Here is a 20,370-nt window from a genome sequence, read left to right on the forward strand (position 1 = left end):
CTCGTCAGCCGGCTCTACGAGCGCACGTCCATCGTCGTCACCACCAATCTCGCGTTCGGTGAATGGCCCAGCGTGTTCGGCGACGCCAAAATGACCACCGCGCTTCTCGATCGCCTGACCCACCATTGCGACATCGTCGAGACCGGCAACGACAGCTGGCGCTTCAAAAGCCGCGACGACGATCACGCAACCCGCGCTCGCACCGTCTCCGCAACCCCGACCAGCTCCGACGGTGCGAGCGCTACCGCCAAAACCCGCCGCTCGAAGGGGTCAAAATTGGACGCCGATACAGGGTCAAATTTGAACGCCGATTGACACTTCTCGTCTGTTTCGTCATCGGAGCATCCTCAGCATCTATCGGAATAGCGGTCGAACGCGGAAACCTCACGTACGTCGATCGGAGCGTCCGCGCGGCCATAAATCTCGTCGCGGAGGTAGGTTGTCTCCACCGCCAGCCCGGCGTCATCGACGTCGACGTACCATCCGCGCAAGGGTCCGTCGCGCCCGTCCCAGCGATATCCGCGGGCCTTCAGTGCCGTGCGCGCCGCGAAGGGTGCGCCGACCGCCCGCACCCTCCAGCGGGCCTTTCGGGCCGACTCGAGAAGGACGGCCAAAGCGGTGCGACCGCTTACGGGAAGCGGTCGGGCGAGAATGGATACGGCCGCGATGCAGTCGTCGAGCGCCCGATGGCCGGCGAAAAAGAGGCCGTGGCCGATCGCCAGCTGCCCGAGCCGGGCGCCTTCGAATCCTTCGTCGGACCAAGAGATCTCTCGGAGCGAACAGCCCCAAGGCAGAACGGCGAAACGGGAACTCAGCCTCTCGCAGAACGGCCTGTCGAAAGACGCATTATGCGCCAGAATCAACGAGATATCCGAGAGAAACCCATCTACCTGGTCGGGGTCTACGCGCTTGCCTGAGACCGTCTCGTCGCTGATGCCGGTCAGCCGTGTCACGAAAGGCGACAGGGGCCGGCCCGGGTCGTTGAACGACTGGAAGGTATCGCGGATACCGAGAATCTCGCCGTCGATCGAATAGTCGAAAGCCGCCATGGCAAGTTCGATGACGTTGTCTTCGGAATGATCGAGCCCCGTGGTCTCGACGTCGACCACGACAGCGCGCCGGACCGGCCTGCCGTTGGCTGGAAGCGACGGCGGAGCCGTCAAGCGACGCAGCACCCGATAGCTTCCCGTCAGCTCGAGCTTCGTGGCCATCCTCTCGAACGATCGGGCGGCAGGCGGAAGCCGTGCCGAGAGGATTCCGTGTGGCTGTGCCGGGTGCGATTCAGTACTTGGCGCACCCTCTCCGGGCATGCGCAAGTCGAGTTGCGGATCAATCATGGTCATTTCCGGGCGCTTGGGACGATGCGCTACTCGGCCAGCAGCCGATGGTGGGACTTGCCGTACGCGGCGAGCACGTTGCGAATCATCCAAGACTTCGAGATTTCACGGTGGAAGGCGAAGCGGCCCGGCAGGTGATGTACGACCAGGGAGATGGCGGCCGCGGCTTCGCTGTTGCCTCCGAGCGCGAGCCGGAGCATCGCAGTCATGGCCAGGTCGACCTGAACTGTGATCTCGCCGATGGGCATGAAGCCGATCACGAGCCGGAGCGCAGCCTCGATGTCCCCCTTGACGGCGGCGCTCCAGTCCTCGCGGCCGAAGATCACAGTCCGGTCTAGGACACCATCGATCTCTCTGGCGTCCGTCGCGTCGAACTGATCGGCGCGCAACGTCCTCCATTTCGTCTTCGGATCGAACGCGGACTCCAGAGCGTCGGGTCGACGGTGGCGGCTGACCGTAGACCGCTTCCTCGAACCGGTGCGGAAGGTCTTTCTGGTACTCATGCTTACGCCTTTACGCAGGGCCGGCGATGCCGGCCGTTTGAAATAAGAAGGAGCAGCCCTTTCGGGCTCTCGCCTTGCCTCGCCGGGCACTGCCCTGGCTCGCCGGGCCACGACCCGCCACGCGTCATCCCCGCCTCCGGGGGACCTCTTCGACCGTGAACTTCCCGAATTTCGGGCGCCAATCGCCGACTCCGACCAGAGCTCCGGCGATCTTGAAGAAGGCCACGACCTCCTCCCGGTCGAGGAGAGACGGCAGATACGACGCCGTGAATTCGGCCGACCACACGGCAAAACGGGGTCTAGTCCTCATGGTTTTGACGTCGCGGATCCTCACGGCGGCGCGCTTGCGGAATTCGGGATCCGACCACAACGAAGGCAGATCGCGTTGATCGCCGTAATCGAGCATCGCGGGTGCGACGACCTCTAGGCCGGCGGTTGCGACGCGCCCCTTCCGCTTGTACTTCGCGCCGTCCACGAAGACGCTCTCGAGCACGTGCTCCGGAAGGCAGGGCTGGGACTGGTGCAACCACAAGCCTCCGTACCATTCGAGCTCGGCGATGATTTCGTGGTCGGCCCTCGTCTTCGCGCGCTTGCCCGTGAACGCCGCGAGGTCGATCGATTGTTGATCGAGCGGGTCGGCCAAGGCGCCGTTGTGCATCAGAAGTGGGCGTACGCCGGTCAGGCGCAGCGAGATCTGCTCAATATCGCTCATGGCGCTGAAATCCCATGGAGGGGTCGAAGAGAGGTGCAGTCCTCTCGAACAGCGGAGCCGTGTCGACGGGGTTCGGTCGGATCAACGCGTAGCGGCGGCGCCGATGGGCGTCTGTGATCACGTGATGGCAGTAGCAGCACAGGGTCGTAAGATCGCCGATCAGTTCATGGCCCAGGCGCTCGTACGTCCTGTGATGAACCTCCAGCCGCACGTCGTCGCCGGGTGATGCATAACAGGTCCGGCACCGGTGGCCCGACGCAGCGAGTTCGCCTAAGCGCGCGGCGCTGGTCCGCCATTTGTGGCTTGTGATGTACTCCAGGTAGGTCACGATAATCTTCCTCGTCAAACCCGATATATTGCTGTATAACGTATGCTTTATAACGTAATTTTGACCATGTCAATGGGGTCATAGACGGCTAGGATGCTAGGCGATGATGGAAGTGAAGAAGGGCGGGAGCAAGCGCTTGCCGACGGGTAGAAGGCAGTTGTTATGCATCCTGGACGAGGACGTAGTCGAGCGGATCAAGATCGCCGCAATCAGGAGCAACGCGCGCGTATCACACGTCGTTCAATACGCTCTGAAAGAATGGCTCGCTCGGCAGGAAGCGACGGACAAGGAAGCAGGGCCGCTTACGTCTTCCGTGGCGGAGAGAGAAGTTTGACCACCTCGACCTCTAAGGCCTCCGCGAGACGGCATAACGTTTCTAACGTAGGGTTCACCGTGTTTACGTTGCGCTCGATATCGCTTAGCAGAGCCGGCCGCATGAGTTCGGCCAGGTTAACGAGCTCCAATTGCGTCAGAGCTTTCTTCTCCCTCAACATCTTGACGTTCTGAGACAGGTTCGCGCGCAGAACCTTAAAGCTTTCCGGCGTAGTTTTTTCTTTGTCTTTGTACTTGCGCCCCATGCCTTCCCATTCGGTCTGATCATCCGCCGTCGCGAATCTCTCCGATTCTTCGCCGCTAGTCCAACGGCATCCACCCGCGCTGCAAATTGCGCGATGGAGGATAGGTGTCTGGAGCCTGATGGAGCCAGGCCGTGGGCTCTTCGACAATAGGGCAAGGGAGACGGCAGGCTAAATTCGGCACCGGCATACCCACCGACACCGGGGCCGCTTATTACTCTCAAATCCAGCCCTCGAGTGCCCCCCAAATGGCGGCAAAGCCCTGTTTTGACCTTGGTATCGTGGTCACTTGGGGCCGGTGACGGCAGTCGCCATCTACTAGGGGGAATAGGCCTTCTCGCAGCGCAGCACGGCCCCCAAAAGCTGCTAGACCATGCGGGAAGTACACAGGACCACAATCTAGAATTGCGTAATGGCCGATCATCATGAACTGGTTGTCGCGAAGAAAAGTTAGCTTCCCGATTTCGGGTTTTCCACGATCTCGAGATGTCCGAATGCCGAATTGGCTGGCTTATGTCGACTTTGCCTGCAAACACTAATGCCGTGTTCCAGACCCATCAGATCGAGAGGCAGCATGGCAAACCGCGGCAAGGCGAAACGCAGCGTGGCGAAAGCGCGCAAGGAGGATTCGTACACCATCACATCGTTCACGCCGCGAGGCGTCCGCATCGAGTTGCCCAAATCTGATTATGTTTCGCCGTTGTATTCGCGCAAGCAAGTCTTCGTGAGAAATGTCTTCCCGGGTAGCAGCTTCTAGGATCTTCGATCCCACACGGGTCCGTGCTCCGATCTCGCGGTGCGAGACGCTTTCGCAGACTTCATCGAGAACCGCGTCCAAAAGCGCGATTGTTGCCGTGTCGAACATGAAATGCTCCAGAAGGGAAAACTCAATCCTATCCCGCTTTTGCCGCCGGGGCATTGTTGCATGTTAGGTCTCGGTGTCTAGGATGTCGCACCATAGGGCCGCTCAGGCCTTGAGTCAGGATGATCCAGGAGCGCGGCGGCTCTCCGTCCGGACCGTTCCAGTGTACCGGAGTGATCCTCACCAAAGCGCCTTCAATGATATCAGCAAACCGCTCGAGCGCGAGCCGCACGACAGCCTCTGAAAGGTGTCGTCGGTGCGGCCGCGCAAGGCTTGTTTAACGAACCTTGCGACTGCTCAAAATCACAGCGTCATCGAAGATCGAACCGCTCCATCGTGAAAGATCGACGAAACCGCCAAAGCGCGGGGAGCAGGGCCTCAACGTCGCGCGCAGTGCCGAGACGAGAAGAGCTTCCGTGGGGCAGGGGCCGCTCCATTGCGTGACGAGCCGACCTAGTCTTCCCCCGTTTCTGTAGCAGAGCAAGCAATCCACGGTGCAACGGTTCGGCTACCCCACGGCGAAGCGACTCGCACTCGGTGAGAGCCAGTTCATACGCCTCAGCAACAACGCCGATTGTATGCCGACGCACCGTTTATCCCGAAGGAACGAAATATGGACGCGGAGGCGCACACGCTTATGCGCTTCGATGCCGCTTGAAATACGGCGTTGCGGCAAGTCTTCAGCTTACGTCGTCGGCCTGTATAGTACCTCCCTTAGCGACTATCGCCTGATAGACGAGCCGCCGCATCTCCTGAATGAATTCGGCCGCGACGGAATTGATCACGGTCGACGCGATCGGCGCGCCCGCCTCGTAGATGGCGTTTATTTGCTGCGCGCGTCCGAAGGTCGAGTTTTTTCCGCGTAGATCGTACGCCGTGCGCCAATCGTCAAGATGGTCCTGCACCAGCCGGCGTTCGACGATCCGATGAAGATCGGTGTAGACTTGCTGCCGTATCGATGAGAGTGCGGCTTCGGCCTCCGCGTCGTCCGGAGAGCGAGGGTGCCAGGTCGCTGGATTGTCGAGGAAGCGCGAAATCTCCTCGCTGAGCCTCGCCAGAAGATCTGCGACCGGTTTCAGATTATCGTACTCCGTACCGATTTCGGTCGCGATCCTCTTGTTCAGCGCCTTGATGCGTCCCCAATGCTCCTTGTAGGCGTTCTCGTGCGGCTGCAGCCCGAGGCGAGCGCTCCACGGCCGTCTGAACCCCCTCGCGGCGCTTTGCAGGGCGAGGACGAGCCCGTCAGGACGATAGACGGGGTTCGCCGCCGGCGCGGGCGGCGGCTCGATTGCCTTCCTGAACGTTTCGAGCATTCGCTCGAGTTCGCCCTTGACCCCTTTCGGCAATTTGCTGCTCGGCTGGTCGAGAGCGCCCAGCATGAAGCACTGTTGATCCACCGAGCGCTCCAGAGTTCGAATGATGGAGTTGCCGAGCACATCTCTCAAATTCGCCAGACCGTTGGTGACGGATGCCATGACGTGAGCCCGCTTTTCGGCAAAACCCGGCAGGTTGACGCCCTTGACCTGATCGAAGTGGGTGAAGGCGATGGATAACTTCTGCTGATGGCCACCTGTCGCTGCGGCCCTGATGACCGAAAGAGAAGCAGCCTGCATGGGTTGCTGAGCATTGTCCACGAGCAGAATGACGTCGACTTCTGCGAACCGCCGCGTGATGTGAGTCGTCACGCTCGCCGAGGAGTCTGGCGTGTGGCCAAGTCCCTGACCGTCGAGAAGCACGAGCTTCGGCTGAGTTTTTGTGAATGTCGGGAAGAGCGGGCCGAGGATTCGGATGCCGTCAACGAGCGGCGTCAGTAGTCGTCCGAACTGGGGAGCGTAATTACTCGAGAACCAGCGGATCTGCTCGATGAACTCTCGCCTCTCTTCGCATTCGAACATCCATTTAGCCGGCCAACCGGACGGATGAAAGTCCAGCTCACCTTTCAAAAGCAGGTCGAACTTCGAACGTAGACTGTCCATAACATCGTGGACCAATTCGTCGAAGTCGGGATCGTCTTGTATCCGCTCCTCGAATAGCTCCTGCGCGGCCTCCAGATCCGGTCCGGTAAGCTTGCTGACGTCTTCGTCCAATTCGCTCGATAGAGTTTGCGTCGCGCGCGCGCTGATCGCGAAGATACGATCCACGTAGGTACGGAGCAGTGAAGCGTTCGTTCGTCGCTCCTCCTCGTCGATGTGGCCTTCGCCCATGCCGACAGGCGCGGCGTTCTCCTCGAAAGCCCAATCGTCGTCGGAGATATTCGCACTTTCGTCCTCCCACGAACCTAGAGTGTAGGTCAGCCGGAAGCGCTGGTCGCGGTGATTCAGAAAACGGTCCGCCACCTTAGCCTGGGGCGCCTTGGCCCAAGCTGCGGAGCAGGCATCCGCGATGCAATCCTCGAGATTCGCCTGCACCCAGAATTCCGAAAAGAACGTGACCACCGCCGCGAACGGTTCATCTGCCAGGACGACTTCGATGTCGGAAACTGTCGTCTTCGCGGTCGAGGTAGAAGGAAACCGATCTTCGTCCGGATCAGAACCGATCACGTGACGCAGCAGGCTCGTTTTGCCGGCACCAGTCGTCCCCACGAAAATGACACGGCTGTAGTCCTCCGCCGCGTCGCGCAATCGGATGTGACGTTCGCGGACGTCCCAGGGGTCCGGACGGCCAGCTTGTATCTCGTCGTAGAAGGCCGCGGTGATCACCTTGGAGAATCTACGTTCGGCTTCCTCGCGCTTCAGCGCGCTCCACCATGAGGTGTCGGCGAGAATGACGTTGAGTTCGGCGACGAGGCGGTCGGCCTCTTCGCTATCTGCCGTGCCGAGACCCCTTCGGACCTTGAGGCCCGGCCTGCCTTTCGCATCGCTTCGCAAAGGGTGGCGGAAAGTGACGGTCCAGCCAGGCCTTCCTTGCGCGCGGGCTTTGGCGGCGGAATACCGAGACTGTGCCATGGTGTTGTTCCTCGTTGTACCAGTCTGACTTGACATGTTGGGCGATGCATGTCAAGCATCTGGTACAACTCGGTACAACAAAGTAGCGAGATCCGAAGGCAACATTTATACCTTGCGGAGTATATTGAAGGACGCTATGTAATGTTGGATCGTCGGCAACGGATCGCAGTGTTTCTGGACCGGCTTGGGTCCGCAGCCCACGCGGCGTCGCATGACGAGGCTTTCGAACTGCTAAAAAGAACTTTGACCGCCGTCGAGGATGAGTTTTCTGGTGTTCCGGAAGACCCCGACAATCATCTCGACGACGGCCGGTTGTATCCTCCTCAGGAGGATAGCCGGAGGAAGGTCCCAGGGCGGCCGGATTTGATCCGCTACCGTTCGAAGGGCCACAATACGTGGATCGGTTCGAACGGGGCGATCCGGATAGAGGAGCTTCCCGGCAAAAGCGGTGGACCGCGCTGTTGCCTGGACAAGCCGGGCCAGGACGGACAAACGGTGAAACTGGAATGACCTCTCAATTGGTAGAAGCTTTCGTCAGCGCCCTTCGAGACCTCGCTCCCGATGCGAAGATCGCCGTGGATGAAGCGGAATCCGAAGGGGGGGAGTCCTTCATCGATATTTCGGATGGCGACTTCCGCACGGAGGTGTCGTACCGACCGAGCTTCGGTTTCGGCATCTACGTGACTCCGGGAGTTTACGGGCAGCGACCCGACGAGGTTTTCCGGAACGCCGACAAGGCCGCCAAGAGGATCGGACAACTTCGGGAGTCCTTTTCCAGAGACGGCGTCCTCAAGCATCTAACCTTAGTTGAGATGCGTGTCTTGAGTGGCCTGACGCAAGTGGACGTCGCCAATGCGCTGGACATAAAGCAGCCTTCGGTGCAGCGCATCGAAAGGCGCGGAAACGTCCAAATCGAGACGCTTGCGAGACACATTCATGCTATGGGCGGTCGATTGGAAATGAGCGTCGTCTTTGACGACATGGAAGCCCGATTGGAGCTGAGTGCGCTTAAGGCGAGCGTCTGATGAACTCTCCGGCTATCAACCTTGTGGTCTTGCGCTCCGAAGATCCAGCGAACCTCGCTTCTTTCTACGAGAACCTCGGCATGCGCTTCAAGGTGGAGCGCCACGGCAACGGACGTGAACATCTCGCCAGCAACGGCAACGGCGCGGTTTTCGAGATCTACCCGCGCCGTTGCGACGAACCGACCTCGCAAGGCGTCAGGCTCGGCTTCCGCGTACAATCGGTCTCGGGCGTACTCGAGCGTCTCGGTCCGCGCGCGCAAGTGATCTCGGACCGGAAAGATCCGAATCGAAGACGGCACTGCGTACTGCGCGACCCCGAAGGCCACAAGATCGAACTCTCGGAAGCTGCAGAGGACGCGCCGCGCTAGATACTGTGTTCTCGACGTCGCGGCACCGCGATCTCGGAACTTCTACATCCTACTAGCTCTCACAGTTCGCCCAGGAGGGCTTGTCACCGCCCTCGATCGCGGTGGCAGATGTCTTTTTACTGCCGCGCCCAGGCGAAGATATCCGGATGTTCGACGTCGTCGCTTCGTAGTCCATATCGCGCGACTAAGAACGCTTCGAGCGTCTTTTCGTCGACCGCGGGGAAGTGCACGTCCAAATCCCAGGTTTTCAGATAGGTCGTTTGATAGACGGGTCGGAATCGCTGCAGTAGTTCAACCGAAATAAGGTTGGGATCGAGGGCGGAATCTGCATCTTCAACGAATTCGAATGTTGCGCGAAGCGCTTCGGCCACATGAGCCTCGGTGGCATCGTCTTCCACGGGATGTCGCAGATTCGCCGCGACGTTGGTTATGATCGTTAGGATTTCCCAATCCCGCAATCCTTCGCGATGCCACTGCACCAGGAGCTCGCGGCGATCCGCGCGATCGGCGAGGCGCCGGGCGGTGTAGCCGACGCACGCGATGCCTTTTTCGTATCGGCGTTGGATCCGCTCCAACGCTTCGGCCTTCGAATAGGTCGGTCCCGGACCGGTTTTGGAAGCGAGCAGCGGATGTTCCTGTCCTTCGAATCGGCGATCGAGTGCGAGCGGAGCGGTGTCGGCGGGGGCCGTACGCTCAAAACCCTGGTCATCCGTGAACTCTCGATAGAGTTCGCGATAAGGCCGCGCGATATGGACCCGGCCTGCGGCTTCCTGGAGGTCCCGTTCGATAGCCGACTGCAGCCGATCTTTCGGCAGGAGCGAGATTAGGCTCAACAGCCCCATGATCGGCACGAAGGCGTCGACGATCCATCGCTTGACTTGCTTCTCGGGAAAGTCCCGGCGAACCTCCATGTCCACGGTAATCGAATTCTTGACGGAAGACCCGTCGCGAACTTGGACACGAGGCGCTTTCCGACAAAGCGTGATGTTCAGATGCACCTTCAAGGGCAGCAGGCACAGATCGAGGCCGGCCAGCGCGACCAGTGCGATCTGGAGAGTGGCTATGGTTTCCTCAGCGACCGCGACCGTCCCCGGGACATTGGCGAACGAGGCCGTCCAGCGAACACCGAGGGCGCGCCAGGAAATCGTCCGGGTCGCGCCGAGGTCGCCGAAAGGCCGATCCGCGAAGCTCTCCTCGATTTTGCTCCAGGTCTCGTCCCACGAGCCCTTTGCCCAGAAACCGTCCGGGTCGAGAGACGATTGGACGATCGTCTCCCGCAGCGGCGGAGGCCATTTCGAAAGCGCGGCATCCACTTGCGCGAGATACGAGGATCCGGCACGTGCCGCGAGACCTCGGAGAGCGGCAGCTTGGCCGAGCTGAGCCCGAATGTCTGGGTGCCGATCATCATCTAGCGGATCGGCGTCGTGTTCGACGTGGGCAAGCATCCCCAGCAGGAGCAATCGAAAGAACGACAGGGAATTGCCCGCCGTGTCGTCCGCATCCGCGGCTCGGAAGAGCATCGTTGGCGCGGTACGGGCGACCTCCTGGTCGTCGGACGCGCGAGCCACGAACGCGGCCGTCAAGGCAACGTACTTCGCGGCATAAGCGGCTCCAAGTTCGAGGTATGAGGTGGCCAGAAGGTAGCTCGCTTGCTGGAAGGCGACCATGGAGTCGCCGGTCAACCAACGTTGCTGCACGCGGTGCAGATCGCGCACCGCCTGGAGTAGATCGTCGGCCTTGTAGAATGCCCGCGCACGCTCGAAGGTGCTTTCCGTCGCCAGCACCGGACCCTGCCGTCTCGCGAGCAGCGCGTCGGTGTCTTCAGCTAATTTCGAAAACCGAGGGTGGCGTCCCAAGGGGCCGGTCATCTTCGACAGATGGCTTGCAAACTCGGCGATCGGAAAGAGCGGCGTTACCTCCGCGTCCTTCAGCATCAGCTCCCAGTCGTCGAATGCGCGATCGGTGAGAAGTGGGCCGCCCTCCATCTCCGGCAGCAACTGCAGGAAAGCCCGGGCGTCGAGCAGGGTGCTCCGTCGTCCCGGCCCCCGTGCTCCCAAGATCTCGCGATCGAGCAGCGACTGCAATCGAGCGCGCCACGCGAAAAGCTCGGCCGGGTTCGTTTCGAGATGCTTCAAAGCCAAGCCTCCGAAAGCGTAGACCAGCAGAACCGATGCGTCTTTCATATCCGCCACGGCCAACCAGTCTTCGAGGTCCGAGAAAAAGTCCCGCAGACGCGGCAACTGGCTCGTCATCTCGCTCTTGCCGCGAAGGAAAGCGACCGCGATCTCGTATATGGCCCAGCGTTGCAGGTGGCGGGGCGAACCAGGCTCGGTGAAGCGCTCCATCAGTCCGATCCAGCGCAGGAAGTCCGGCTTCGCGTCTTCCTCCCGAGTCGCGCGACGGAGACCGAACTTTATTTCAGCGAAATCGGCTGCGCTGGCCGAAAGCGGTGTCCGCCCGCTCCATCGCTCGCGCAGTTTCCCGTACCATTCGTTCTGGTCGGCGGCCGCTGGAACTATCTCGGCTGGGATGTGGAGGAACTCCTGGGCGATCCAGAAGACATCGCGGTCGCTCAACATCTCGGCGATCGCGGTTCCGTCGAAAATCTCGAGAGGGACATCTTGGGTCTTGCGGACCCAATCTTGGAGCGCATGCCGTCTGCCGACCGGCAAATTGCTTTCGCAGAAGTAGAAGATCTCGTCGGCCTTTCCTCCCTTCAGCGCGGAGTTGACGTCTGCTTTGATCTTCGCCTCGATCCGTTTCTCGATCGAGCACAGAAAGACCGCCTTACCGTCGGAGACCCTGCGGTCGAACAGGCCGATCCTGACGCCGGCGCTGTAGGTCTCGAAGTCGCGGCCCTGGTCTCCGCCTGCGGAGACCGGTCCGGTCGCCGGCAGGATGTTGCGGTAGATCCGAGCCCGCGCGAGATGACGGCAGAGGTTCTCAAATTCGTGGTGGCCGTTGCGGGCCGAAAGCTCGCCCAGATGAAAGCGGATGATGCTCGCGAGCTTTACCGGCGTTAGACCGCTCGGAGAGGTAACAACGGGATCCATTTCTCGTCTCGCTCGAGCATACGGCGGCTCGCCGCGACGTATGCCGATGCCGAAGCGATGTTCGGCTCAGCCGGGGCCGCAATATGCACGATTCGAAGCCTGAGGGGACGGGGGGCCCTAGCGTCCGAAAACGGGCCTGCAACGTATCTGCAACACCGGGGTCCTAACTCATTGATTTCTTATGCCGTAATACGGTTTCCTAAACCGTAGGTCGCATGTTCGAGTCATGCCGGGATCGCCAGTTTTTCAGTGAGCAATCGTCGCGTTTGCCACGCTTGTCGGCGCAAAAATTGCTAGAAGCGCGAAGCTTCCTTCCTGGCCCGGACTGACTGCCGGCCCGCCTCACCGCCCCATCCGGAGACCACAATGCCCTTCGACTTGATCCTGCGCGGCGGCCGTGTGGTCGACCCGTCCCAGAAGCTCGATGCCGTGACCGATGTCGCCTTTTCCGGCGGCAAGGTCGCTGCGATCGGCACCAGGCTCAAGGCCGATCCGGGCACCGATGTGCGCGATGTGTCACGCTACATCGTGACGCCGGGGCTGATCGATCTCCACACCCATGTCTATTGGGGCGGCACTTCACTTGGCATCGACGCCGAGGAATTCTGCCGTCTCTCCGGCGTCACCACCGCCGTCGACACCGGCAGCGCGGGGCCGGGCAATTTCGCGGGCTTCCGCAAGCATGTGATCGAGCCGAGCCAGGTTCGCATTCTCGCTTATCTGCACGTCTCGCATGCCGGCATTTTTGGCTTCTCGCACCGGATCATGGTCGGTGAGAGCGAGGAACTGCGGCTGATGAATCCGGTCGAGGCGGCCAAGGTGGCTGACGAAAATCGCGATCTCATCGTCGGCATCAAGGTGCGCGTGGGCTTGCACTCCTCGGGCACGTCGGGCGTCGTGCCGCTCGACATCGCGCTCGAGGTCGCGAACGAGGTCGGCATGCCGCTGATGGCGCATATCGATCATCCGCCGCCGAGCTACGAGGAGGTGCTGGCGCGCCTGCGCCCCGGCGACGTGCTCACCCACGCGTTCCGGCCCTTCCCCAACACGCCCGCGACCGCGCAGGGCACGGTGAAACGTGCGGTGCTCGACGCCCGCGAGCGCGGCGTGCTGTTCGACATCGGCCACGGCAAGGGCTCGTTCGCGTTCAAGACCGCACGTGCCATGCTCGCCAACGGCTTCTATCCGGACACCATCTCGTCCGACATTCATCAGCTCTGCATCGACGGCCCGGCGTTCGACCAAGTGACGACCCTGTCGAAATTCCTGTGCATGGGCATGCCGCTGTCCGACGTCATCGCAACCTCCACTGTCAACGCCGCGATGGCGCTGCGGCGGCCCGAACTCGGCAGCCTCAAGCCGGGCAGCGTCGGCGACGCCACGCTGATCTCGATCAAGCAAGGCCAGTTCGACTATGAGGACGTCGTCGGCGAGCACCTGATCGGGGATCGCAAGATCGTGTCCGAAGGCGTCGTCATCGGCGGCCGCTGGTGGCATCCGAATTGAGCGGTGGGCCGCTCACGACCTGATTACAGCGATCTCGCGATCAACAGCTTCATGATCTCATTCGTCCCGCCATAGATCTTCTGGATGCGGGAATCGATGAAGATGCGCGAGATCGGATATTCCTGCATGTAGCCGTAGCCGCCGAACAGCTGGAGGCATTCGTCGGCGGTCTCGACCTGCTTCTCCGAGCACCAGTATTTCGCCATCGACGCCGTGACGGTGTCGAGGTCCTTGGCGACCAGCCGCTCGATGCACCAGTCGACGAAGACGCGCGCGATCATCGCTTCGGTCTTGCGCTCGGCGAGCTTGAAGGCGGTGTTCTGGAAATCCATCAGCGGCTTGCCGAACGCCTTTCGCTCCTTGGTGTAGTCGACGGTGAGTTTTATCGCGCGCTCCATCGCGGCGACCGCGCCGACGGCGAGCGCGAGGCGCTCCTGCGGCAATTGCTGCATCAGCTGCACGAAGCCCTGGCCTTCCTCGCCGCCGAGCAAATTGTCTGGCGGGACCGCGACGTTGTCGAAGAACAGCTCGGACGTGTCGGAGGCATGCAGGCCGATCTTGTCGAGGTTGCGCCCGCGCTTGTATCCATCCGCGCCTGAGGTTTCGACCACGATCAGCGAAATGCCCTTGGCGCCGACATCGCCGGTGCGCGCGACCACGATGACGAGATCGGCGGCCTGGCCGTTGGTGATGAAAGTCTTCTGTCCGTTGATGACGTAGGAATTGCCCTGCTTCCTGGCGGTGGTCTTGACGGCCTGCAAATCCGAGCCGGTGCCGGGCTCGGTCATGGCGATGGCGCCGACCATCTCGCCCGAGGCCATCTTCGGCAGCCAACGCTTCTTCTGCTCCTCGGAGCCGTAATTGAGGATGTAGTGGGCGACGATGGCGCTGTGCACGGAGACGCCGGTCGTCAGCTCCGGTACCGTGCTTTCGAGGTCGTCGAGCACGGCGGCGTCATAGGCGAAGGTCGCGCCGAGGCCGCCATATTCCTCCGGCACGCTCGCCAGCAGCGCGCCCATCTCGCCGAGCCCGCGCCAGGCAAAGCGGTCGACCATCTTCTGCTCGCGCCATTTTTCGGCATGCGGGGCCAGATCCTTGGCGAGGTATTTCCGGAACTGGTCGCGGAAGATTTCGAGCTCTTCGGTCATCCAGTAGGAGCGGTAGGACATGGAAACCTCGGTTGATGCAGTGTTCCGGCTTGGTAGGCCAGTCGGCAGCGGCAATTATTGTGTTTTCAGGCTGCGCCGGTGACGCTACCAAGGCGGCCGGAGTAGCGTCTGTCGGAATGGTTGATTGTGGCTGCCAAAACCAAAGAGCTCAAGCTCGACATCGCGCGCATCGGCACGGTCTCCGCGATCCTGATGCAGCCGGACAAGGCGCGCGGCTGCTACGTGCTGGCGCATGGTGCCGGTGCAGGGATGCGGCACGCATCGATGGACAAGATTGCGGAGGGGCTCGCTGCTCGCGGCATCGCGACTTTCCGCTTCAATTTTCCCTACATGGAGAACAAGCTGGGCCGTCCCGACCAGCCGGCGGTCGCCCATGCCACGATCCGCGCGGCAGTCGAGGAAGCCGCGCGGCTCTGCCCAGGTGTGAAGCTCGTCGCGGGCGGAAAATCCTTCGGCGGGCGCATGACATCGCAGGCGCAGTCCAAGACGCCGCTGCCTGATGTCAAAGGGCTCGCCTTCCTCGGCTTTCCCCTGCACGCCGACAAGAAGCCGTCGACGGAGCGCGCCGAGCACCTGGCCCGTGTCGAGATCCCGATGCTGTTCCTGCAAGGCACCCGCGACGGGCTCGCCGATCTCGGCCTCCTCAAGCCCGTCATCGCCGCTCTTGCCCCGAAAGCGACGCTGCACGAGCTCGAAGGCGGCGATCACTCCTTCGCGGTGCTCAAAAGGTCCGGCCGCAGCAATGAGGAGGCGCTTGCGGAGGTGCTTGATGCGCTGGTGGTCTGGATCGACAAGCTCGCCTGAAATCTCACGACGAATAAAGCCCTTTGTCGCGCGCTTTCTGGATCGCGAGGGCGGCGATCAGGTCGAGCGTTGGCGTGGACAGGCCGGCGGTGCGCGCGAAGGCTTGGGGCGCCTTCACCAGGACGTCGATCTCCATGGCGCGGCCGAGCTCGTAATCCTGCAGCAGCGACGGCTTGTGATTGGGGGCGGGGCCGCTGCGTGATACGCGCTTGACCTCGGGGATGAAGTGCTGGGCGATCTCGTTGGCCTCGTTCAGCATCCGCGGGATAACCTCGGCGAACGCAGGATCGTCGCGCACGCCGCGCGCGGTCTGGCCGGTGAGCAGGCACAGCACCGACAACGACATGTTGGTCAGCAGCTTTGACCAGATCGCCTCGCGGATCTCGGCGACCGGCGGCGATTCCAGCCTCGCGTCTGTGAAGACACCGCGCAGCGTCGTGATGCGCTCGCAATTGCGATCGTCGCATTCGCCGATCAGCAGGCGGTTGCGGTCCGGCGTCAGGTTCTGCACCACACCGGGCGCGATCACCTCGTTCGAGGAGAAGACCACGCCGCCGACGATCCGCTCCTTCGGAATGCAGGCGCGCAAGCGCCCGCCCGGGTCGAGGAACGAGATGTCGGGCGGAGTCGGGTGTCGTGGCGGCAGGCCGATCCCGTACCACCAGGGAATGCCGTTCTGCGCGAACACGATGGCGGTGTCGTCCTGCAGCAGCGGCTTGAGACTGGAGACCAGCCCGGTCAGCGCGGTTGCCTTCAAGGTGCTGATCACGACGTCCTGGGGGCCGAGCTGGGCCGGATCGCCGGAGGCGTTCACCTTGGCGGAGACCTCGGAATCGCCGACGCGCAGCTTGAGGCCGTTGGCCCGGACCGCCTCCAGGTGGGCGCCGCGCATCACGCACGAGACCTCGTGGCCGGCGCGGGCCAGCCTGACCGCGAGATGGCTGCCGACGGCGCCCGCGCCGAAAATGCAGATGCGCATGTAATGTCCGTCCCTGATCCCTTGATGCCGCCCCGCGGCAGCATGACACAAGCCGCCATGCGATGGACGCGGCTGCCCTACGCTCGAAAGATATGGATCAAGGTGCGGAGCCTCGGTCATAGTGCGCGCCAAACAAACGAGCGGAGGAACACCAATGACCGACAGCCCCGTCCTGTGGACCCTGGATGCGCGTGGGATTGCGACCGTCACGTTGAACCGGCCGGAGGTCAACAACGCCTATGACGGCGCATTGATCGCGGGCGTGCTTGCGGCCATGGACGATCTCGGCAGCAAGCCCAACCTTCGCGTCGTCGTGCTCCGGGGCAATGGCAAGCATTTCCAGGCCGGCGCCGACCTCAAATGGATCAACGGCGTCCGGCCGCAGTCGACCGAGGCGAACGAGGCCGCGTCGCGTGCGACGTTCGAGGCCGTGCAGCGGCTCAACACGCTGCCGATCCCGACGGTTGCGCTGGTCCAGGGCGGCTGCTTCGGCGGCGGCACCGGCGTGATCGCAGCCTGCGACGTCGTGATCGCGGCCGACAACGCCCTGTTCTCGATCACCGAAGTGCGCTGGGGCCTGACCGCGGCCATCATCATCCCGCAGCTCTGCGATGCCATCGGCGTACGGCAAGTCCGCCGCTACGCGCTGACGGGTGAACGTTTCGGCGCCGAGGACGCCCGCCGCATCGGCCTCGTCCACGAGGTCGTGCCGCTCGCCGATCTCGAGGCCGCCGGCGCCAAGGCGGTCGAGCAGTTGCTTGCCAACGGACCTGAAGCGATGGCCGAGACCAAGCGGCTGGCGCTGGAGAGCTCGTTCGGCGGAATGGCAGTCGACGATGCCGCTTACAAGCGGCTCGTCCACCTGCATTCGGTCAAGCGACAGAGTGCGGAAGCCGCGGAAGGGCTGGCGTCGTTCGCCGAAAAGCGCGCGGCGAATTGGAGCGGCGGCAAGGCATGAGCGCGCCGCTCTGCGGCTGCCCGATACGATCTGCATCGTGCATCATCCCCAAATCTTGTCCGCGGGACCGATTCGAATCCCCGTAATTCCGCGGGGCCATCCTTAAGAGTTCAATCATTCCCGGCCATTATGGTTACGACAATTGTCACGCCATGGTGTCGAATGCACAGAGAAGTTCTGGGGTTTTGGAAGGCCGGATCGATCGTCGCAGCGGCAACGCTGCTGGTCCTGCATCCGGTTGCCGCTTCACCTCGGCTGGTCTCTCTGGCGTTCAATTCCCAGCTCGGAAGCCCGCAGCAGATCGGGGCGGATGAGTTTCGCCAGAAGCTGGTGGCATTGTCCGGCAAGCACATCGTGATCGACCAGCGCGCCACCAATGCGCTCGGGAGCGAGAACGCCATTCTGGCAGCGACGCAGTCCGGCGCCGTCGATATGGCGGTGCTGTCGGGTTCGGTGGTCAGTGCGGTCGTCCCCGAACTCGGCGTGTTCGACATTCCCTTCCTGTTTCGCGATACGGCTCACGCCAAGGCCGTGGCGCAAGGTCCGGCCGGCGCGGCAATCGCCGCCAAATTCGGCGATAAGGGGCTGACCCTGCTGGCGATTGGCCGACAGGGCTTCCGCAACGTCACGAATTCCAAACGGCCCGTTCGTAGCCCCGACGATATCAAGGGTCTGAAGATTCGTGTCATCCCGAACCCGATCTATCAAATGACGTTCAAGGCGCTCGGTGCCGAAGTGGTCCCGATGGAATTTCCGCTGGTCTATACCGCGCTCAAGGACGGCCGGCTCGATGGGCAGGAAAATCCGGTGCCAACCATTGCCGGCTCCCGTCTCTATGAAGTCCAGAAATATCTCACATTGACCGGCCACTTCTTCGCGCCGATCGTGTTCATCGCCAACCGTGCCATGTTCGAGCAGCTCACTCCGGCCGACCAGGCAACGCTGATCGCGCAGGCAAAGGCGGGGGCGGAGGCGACATGGCAGGCAAAGCTCGATGCCGCGTCGCTCGAGCAGGTGCGCAACGGCGGCATGGACGTGATCGAGAAATTCGATCGCCAACCCTTCGTCGACGCGGTCAAGCCGCTCGATCAGGAATTCGAGAAGCGGTTCGGCAAGGATCTGCTCGCCACCATCCGGTCCACCCAGTAAGAATTTCGGGATTCCCATGAAATTATCGCACATGATGTCCCGGGTCGGCATCCGTCCGCGCGTGTTTGGCGGTTTCGCGCTGGTTCTCAGCTTTCTGGTCCTGCTGGCGGGCTTTGCCGTAGTCCAGGTCGAGCGGATCGGAGGAACGGTCAATGACCTCGTGACCAGCGCTGCTGGCGACGCCGGCATGTCACAGGCGCGTGCCGCGCTTTTGGAAGCGAACTCGGCGGTCGAGAAATTCATCCGAACCTGGAATGTCGGCGACAAGGATGCCGCGGCCAAGGCGATCGACGGCGTGGGCAAACTGGCCGATCAGGCCGATCGGCAATTCGGCAAACTGCAAGCGATCGCGGAAGGCATCGGCCCGGTCAAGACGGCGCTGGAAACCTATCGTTCGTCGTTCACCGCGGCGGCGGATGCCGCGGATCGGCTGCGCGCCGCCACCACGAAGACCGACGCCCAGGGCGCGGCCGCCGGTCTCAATGTCAGCGGCATTCAGGTTGCACTCGCCAATCGCTCGGATGACGCGGAACGGCTTGTCAACCCGATGCGGCTGGCCGGCGTCGTCGACGCGCTGCGCGTCACCGTGATGCGCTATGGCTCCACTTTGTCGACAGGCGATGCCGACGACGCCAGGCAGGCGTTGTCCTACGCCCAGTTGGCGATCGCAGACACCGAGGCTGAGCTGGCGACGGCGGACGCCCCCAAATTGAAGACGCTGGTCGCAGCACTCAAGACCGCGATCGCCGCCGACACGACGGCGCTCGAAGAGGTCATCAAGGTTGCCGCCGATCTACGCGCCAGGCAGGCCGAACTGAAAAAGGCGAGTGCGGCGATCGACGATCAGGTCAACAAGATCAATGCGAAGCTCGGCACCGTGCGCGCCGAGCAGGGTGACAAGACCTCGGCAGCGGTCGATCAAACCAAACAGACCGTCATCGCGACCGCGGCCGGGGCGCTGCTGCTGGGAGCGGTGCTCGCATGGCTGATCGGCGCCAGCGTATCCGGCCCGATTCGCGGCATGACAGACCGGATGCAATCGCTGGCGGCGGGCGAGCTCGATGATCCCATTCCGGGCGGCGAATCGCGCGACGAAATCGGCCGCATGGCGCGTGCCGTCGAGGTGTTCCGCGAAAACGCACTGGCGGTTCGTCGTATGGAAGGCGAAGCCACGGCACAGCGCGAAGCTACCGAGGCCGACCGTGCCCGCATGATGTCTGATCTTGCCGGCCGCTTCGAGCAGGGCATGCAGGGGGTGATTGCCGGTGTCGGTGGTCGCGCCGACGACATGGGGCGCAGCGCCGAGGAGTTGGCAAAGGTCGCCGAGCGTGGTCGCGGGCTCGCCGAAGCGGTCGCGACCCGCGCCGAGCAGGCATCGATGAACGTGCAGACCGTCGCCTCCGCCACCCAGCAGCTCGCGGCCTCGATCCGCGAAATCTCGAGCCAGGTGCATCGCTCCGTCGCGGTCTCGAACCGGGCGACCGACGAGACCAACCGCACCTCCGATTTGATCCATGGGCTCTCGGACGCAGCCGAAAAGATCGGCACCATCATTCAATTGATTCAGGCCATCGCCAGTCAGACCAATCTGCTGGCACTGAACGCGACCATCGAAGCGGCCCGCGCCGGGGACGCCGGCCGGGGCTTCGCGATCGTCGCCAGCGAGGTCAAGAGTCTCGCCACCCAGACAGCGCAGGCGACCGAGCAGATCGCCAGCCAGATCGCGACGATCCAGAGTGCGACCGGCCAATCGGTCCAGGCGATCAAGCAGTTCGGCACCACCGTCAAGGAAATGGCCGACATCGCCACCGCGATCGCCGCGGCGGTCGAAGAGCAGGGCGCGGCAACGGGCGAAATCGCCCGCAACGTCGAAGAGGCGGCCAACGGCACCACGGCGGTGACGCAGGAAATCGGTCAGGTGCGCGCGGTGGCGGGCGAGACCGACGCCGGTGCTGAAGCCGCTCTTACGGTCGCGGCGGCCCTCAAGCAGCAAGCGGATTCAATGAAGTCGAACGTCGACGATTTCCTCCACACCATCCGCTCGGCGGCCTGAATTTTCGGAGAAATCGGCGACGCCGCCGGTGCAAACGAAACGGG

At 62.4% G+C, this 20,370-nt stretch carries 19 protein-coding genes and 1 tRNA gene; 11 read left to right on the top strand and 9 right to left on the bottom strand.

Translation table 11 applies throughout. The features are described 5' to 3' along the window. On the top strand, positions 1-315 hold a 315-nt coding region (locus tag N551_RS0129410), incomplete at its 5' end, for an ATP-binding protein (protein ID WP_027568445.1). Between the two features lie 32 nt (positions 316-347). On the opposite strand, the gene N551_RS0129415 is transcribed toward N551_RS0129410, so the two are convergent. The 5 genes from N551_RS0129415 to N551_RS0129440 all read right to left on the bottom strand — a co-directional run bounded on the left by N551_RS0129415 (position 348) and on the right by N551_RS0129440 (position 3,458). Further along, entirely contained in the window at positions 348-1,256 is a 909-nt protein-coding gene (locus tag N551_RS0129415; RefSeq protein WP_256379066.1) for a 3'-5' exonuclease, read from the bottom strand. A 110-nt stretch (positions 1,257-1,366) separates the two neighbouring features. Beyond that, entirely contained in the window at positions 1,367-1,840 is a 474-nt protein-coding gene (locus N551_RS0129420; RefSeq protein ID WP_155810016.1) for a hypothetical protein, read from the bottom strand. A gap of 124 nt (positions 1,841-1,964) precedes the next feature. Beyond that, positions 1,965-2,552, bottom strand: a complete 588-nt coding sequence (locus N551_RS0129425) for a hypothetical protein (RefSeq protein ID WP_027569967.1) — start codon at positions 2,550-2,552, stop codon at positions 1,965-1,967. Next, complete coding sequence (locus tag N551_RS38460) at positions 2,539-2,880, bottom strand: hypothetical protein (RefSeq protein ID WP_155810017.1); 342 nt, start codon at positions 2,878-2,880, stop codon at positions 2,539-2,541. The genes N551_RS0129425 and N551_RS38460 overlap by 14 nt, the downstream gene beginning before the upstream one ends. Before the next feature lie 302 nt (positions 2,881-3,182). Next, complete coding sequence (locus N551_RS0129440; RefSeq protein WP_035963294.1) at positions 3,183-3,458, bottom strand: helix-turn-helix domain-containing protein; 276 nt, start codon at positions 3,456-3,458, stop codon at positions 3,183-3,185. A 571-nt stretch (positions 3,459-4,029) separates the two neighbouring features. On the opposite strand from N551_RS0129440, the gene N551_RS38465 reads away from it, so the two are divergent. Further along, entirely contained in the window at positions 4,030-4,212 is a 183-nt protein-coding gene (locus N551_RS38465; RefSeq protein ID WP_027569971.1) for a hypothetical protein, read from the top strand. Between the two features lie 785 nt (positions 4,213-4,997). On the opposite strand, the gene N551_RS0129450 is transcribed toward N551_RS38465, so the two are convergent. Beyond that, on the bottom strand, positions 4,998-7,262 hold the full coding sequence (locus N551_RS0129450; RefSeq protein WP_051462970.1) for a hypothetical protein: 2,265 nt from the start codon (positions 7,260-7,262) through the stop codon (positions 4,998-5,000). Positions 7,263-7,310: 48 nt separating this feature from the next. Between N551_RS0129450 and N551_RS39095 the strand changes: the two genes are divergently transcribed. From N551_RS39095 to N551_RS0129470, 3 genes are read left to right on the top strand one after another with little or no spacing between them, the layout of a single operon-like run. Then, entirely contained in the window at positions 7,311-7,772 is a 462-nt protein-coding gene (locus tag N551_RS39095) for a hypothetical protein (RefSeq protein ID WP_197031212.1), read from the top strand. Continuing rightward, positions 7,769-8,287, top strand: a complete 519-nt coding sequence (locus tag N551_RS36720; protein ID WP_051462971.1) for a helix-turn-helix domain-containing protein — start codon at positions 7,769-7,771, stop codon at positions 8,285-8,287. The genes N551_RS39095 and N551_RS36720 overlap by 4 nt, the downstream gene beginning before the upstream one ends. Then, entirely contained in the window at positions 8,287-8,655 is a 369-nt protein-coding gene (locus N551_RS0129470; RefSeq protein ID WP_035963297.1) for a VOC family protein, read from the top strand. The genes N551_RS36720 and N551_RS0129470 overlap by 1 nt, the downstream gene beginning before the upstream one ends. Before the next feature lie 116 nt (positions 8,656-8,771). On the opposite strand, the gene N551_RS0129475 is transcribed toward N551_RS0129470, so the two are convergent. Further along, positions 8,772-11,708 carry a hypothetical protein gene (locus N551_RS0129475; protein WP_027569974.1) on the bottom strand — a complete coding sequence of 979 codons (2,937 nt, stop codon included), beginning with the start codon at positions 11,706-11,708 and terminating at the stop codon, positions 8,772-8,774. A 159-nt stretch (positions 11,709-11,867) separates the two neighbouring features. Between N551_RS0129475 and N551_RS38470 the strand changes: the two genes are divergently transcribed. Together N551_RS38470 and N551_RS0129480 are read left to right on the top strand one after the other, a co-directional pair. Continuing rightward, positions 11,868-11,949 (top strand) — tRNA-Ser (locus N551_RS38470). Positions 11,950-12,074: 125 nt separating this feature from the next. Beyond that, on the top strand, positions 12,075-13,214 hold the full coding sequence (locus N551_RS0129480; RefSeq protein ID WP_027569975.1) for an amidohydrolase/deacetylase family metallohydrolase: 1,140 nt from the start codon (positions 12,075-12,077) through the stop codon (positions 13,212-13,214). Positions 13,215-13,237: 23 nt separating this feature from the next. Here N551_RS0129480 and N551_RS0129485 read toward each other — a convergent pair whose 3' ends face one another. Then, entirely contained in the window at positions 13,238-14,383 is a 1,146-nt protein-coding gene (locus N551_RS0129485) for an acyl-CoA dehydrogenase family protein (protein ID WP_027569976.1), read from the bottom strand. A gap of 126 nt (positions 14,384-14,509) precedes the next feature. On the opposite strand from N551_RS0129485, the gene N551_RS0129490 reads away from it, so the two are divergent. Beyond that, on the top strand, positions 14,510-15,187 hold the full coding sequence (locus N551_RS0129490) for an alpha/beta family hydrolase (RefSeq protein WP_027569977.1): 678 nt from the start codon (positions 14,510-14,512) through the stop codon (positions 15,185-15,187). Positions 15,188-15,191: 4 nt separating this feature from the next. Here the strand turns inward: N551_RS0129490 and N551_RS0129495 are convergent, their stop codons facing one another. Continuing rightward, a complete protein-coding gene (locus N551_RS0129495) occupies positions 15,192-16,166 on the bottom strand; it encodes a ketopantoate reductase family protein (RefSeq protein WP_027569978.1) in 975 nt (324 codons plus the stop codon). 154 nt (positions 16,167-16,320) lie between these two features. On the opposite strand from N551_RS0129495, the gene N551_RS0129500 reads away from it, so the two are divergent. The 3 genes from N551_RS0129500 (at position 16,321) to N551_RS0129510 (ending at position 20,326) form a co-directional block, all read left to right on the top strand. Beyond that, positions 16,321-17,124 (top strand): enoyl-CoA hydratase-related protein, encoded by an 804-nt coding sequence (locus N551_RS0129500; protein WP_027569979.1) that lies wholly within the window; start codon positions 16,321-16,323, stop codon positions 17,122-17,124. Between the two features lie 162 nt (positions 17,125-17,286). Next, a complete protein-coding gene (locus N551_RS0129505) occupies positions 17,287-18,273 on the top strand; it encodes a TRAP transporter substrate-binding protein (protein WP_027569980.1) in 987 nt (328 codons plus the stop codon). Positions 18,274-18,289: 16 nt separating this feature from the next. Beyond that, positions 18,290-20,326, top strand: coding sequence for a methyl-accepting chemotaxis protein (locus N551_RS0129510; RefSeq protein ID WP_027569981.1), 2,037 nt, complete (start codon positions 18,290-18,292; stop codon positions 20,324-20,326). The last annotated feature ends 44 nt before the right edge of the window (positions 20,327-20,370 follow it).

The sequence above is a fragment of the Bradyrhizobium sp. URHA0013 genome (genome assembly GCF_000518345.1).
Taxonomy (GTDB): domain Bacteria; phylum Pseudomonadota; class Alphaproteobacteria; order Rhizobiales; family Xanthobacteraceae; genus Bradyrhizobium.

Coding starts and splice junctions, on each gene's coding strand:
- N551_RS36720 (WP_051462971.1), top strand. CDS start 7,769: ATGACCTCTCAATTGGTAGAAGCTTTCGTCAGCGCCCTTCGAGACCTC.
- N551_RS0129500 (WP_027569979.1), top strand. CDS start 16,321: ATGACCGACAGCCCCGTCCTGTGGACCCTGGATGCGCGTGGGATTGCG.
- N551_RS0129420 (WP_155810016.1), bottom strand. CDS start 1,840: ATGAGTACCAGAAAGACCTTCCGCACCGGTTCGAGGAAGCGGTCTACG.
- N551_RS0129450 (WP_051462970.1), bottom strand. CDS start 7,262: ATGGCACAGTCTCGGTATTCCGCCGCCAAAGCCCGCGCGCAAGGAAGG.
- N551_RS0129505 (WP_027569980.1), top strand. CDS start 17,287: ATGCACAGAGAAGTTCTGGGGTTTTGGAAGGCCGGATCGATCGTCGCA.
- N551_RS0129510 (WP_027569981.1), top strand. CDS start 18,290: ATGAAATTATCGCACATGATGTCCCGGGTCGGCATCCGTCCGCGCGTG.
- N551_RS0129425 (WP_027569967.1), bottom strand. CDS start 2,552: ATGAGCGATATTGAGCAGATCTCGCTGCGCCTGACCGGCGTACGCCCA.
- N551_RS0129470 (WP_035963297.1), top strand. CDS start 8,287: ATGAACTCTCCGGCTATCAACCTTGTGGTCTTGCGCTCCGAAGATCCA.
- N551_RS0129475 (WP_027569974.1), bottom strand. CDS start 11,708: ATGGATCCCGTTGTTACCTCTCCGAGCGGTCTAACGCCGGTAAAGCTC.
- N551_RS0129480 (WP_027569975.1), top strand. CDS start 12,075: ATGCCCTTCGACTTGATCCTGCGCGGCGGCCGTGTGGTCGACCCGTCC.
- N551_RS0129440 (WP_035963294.1), bottom strand. CDS start 3,458: ATGGGGCGCAAGTACAAAGACAAAGAAAAAACTACGCCGGAAAGCTTT.
- N551_RS0129485 (WP_027569976.1), bottom strand. CDS start 14,383: ATGTCCTACCGCTCCTACTGGATGACCGAAGAGCTCGAAATCTTCCGC.
- N551_RS39095 (WP_197031212.1), top strand. CDS start 7,311: ATGTCAAGCATCTGGTACAACTCGGTACAACAAAGTAGCGAGATCCGA.
- N551_RS38465 (WP_027569971.1), top strand. CDS start 4,030: ATGGCAAACCGCGGCAAGGCGAAACGCAGCGTGGCGAAAGCGCGCAAG.
- N551_RS0129495 (WP_027569978.1), bottom strand. CDS start 16,166: ATGCGCATCTGCATTTTCGGCGCGGGCGCCGTCGGCAGCCATCTCGCG.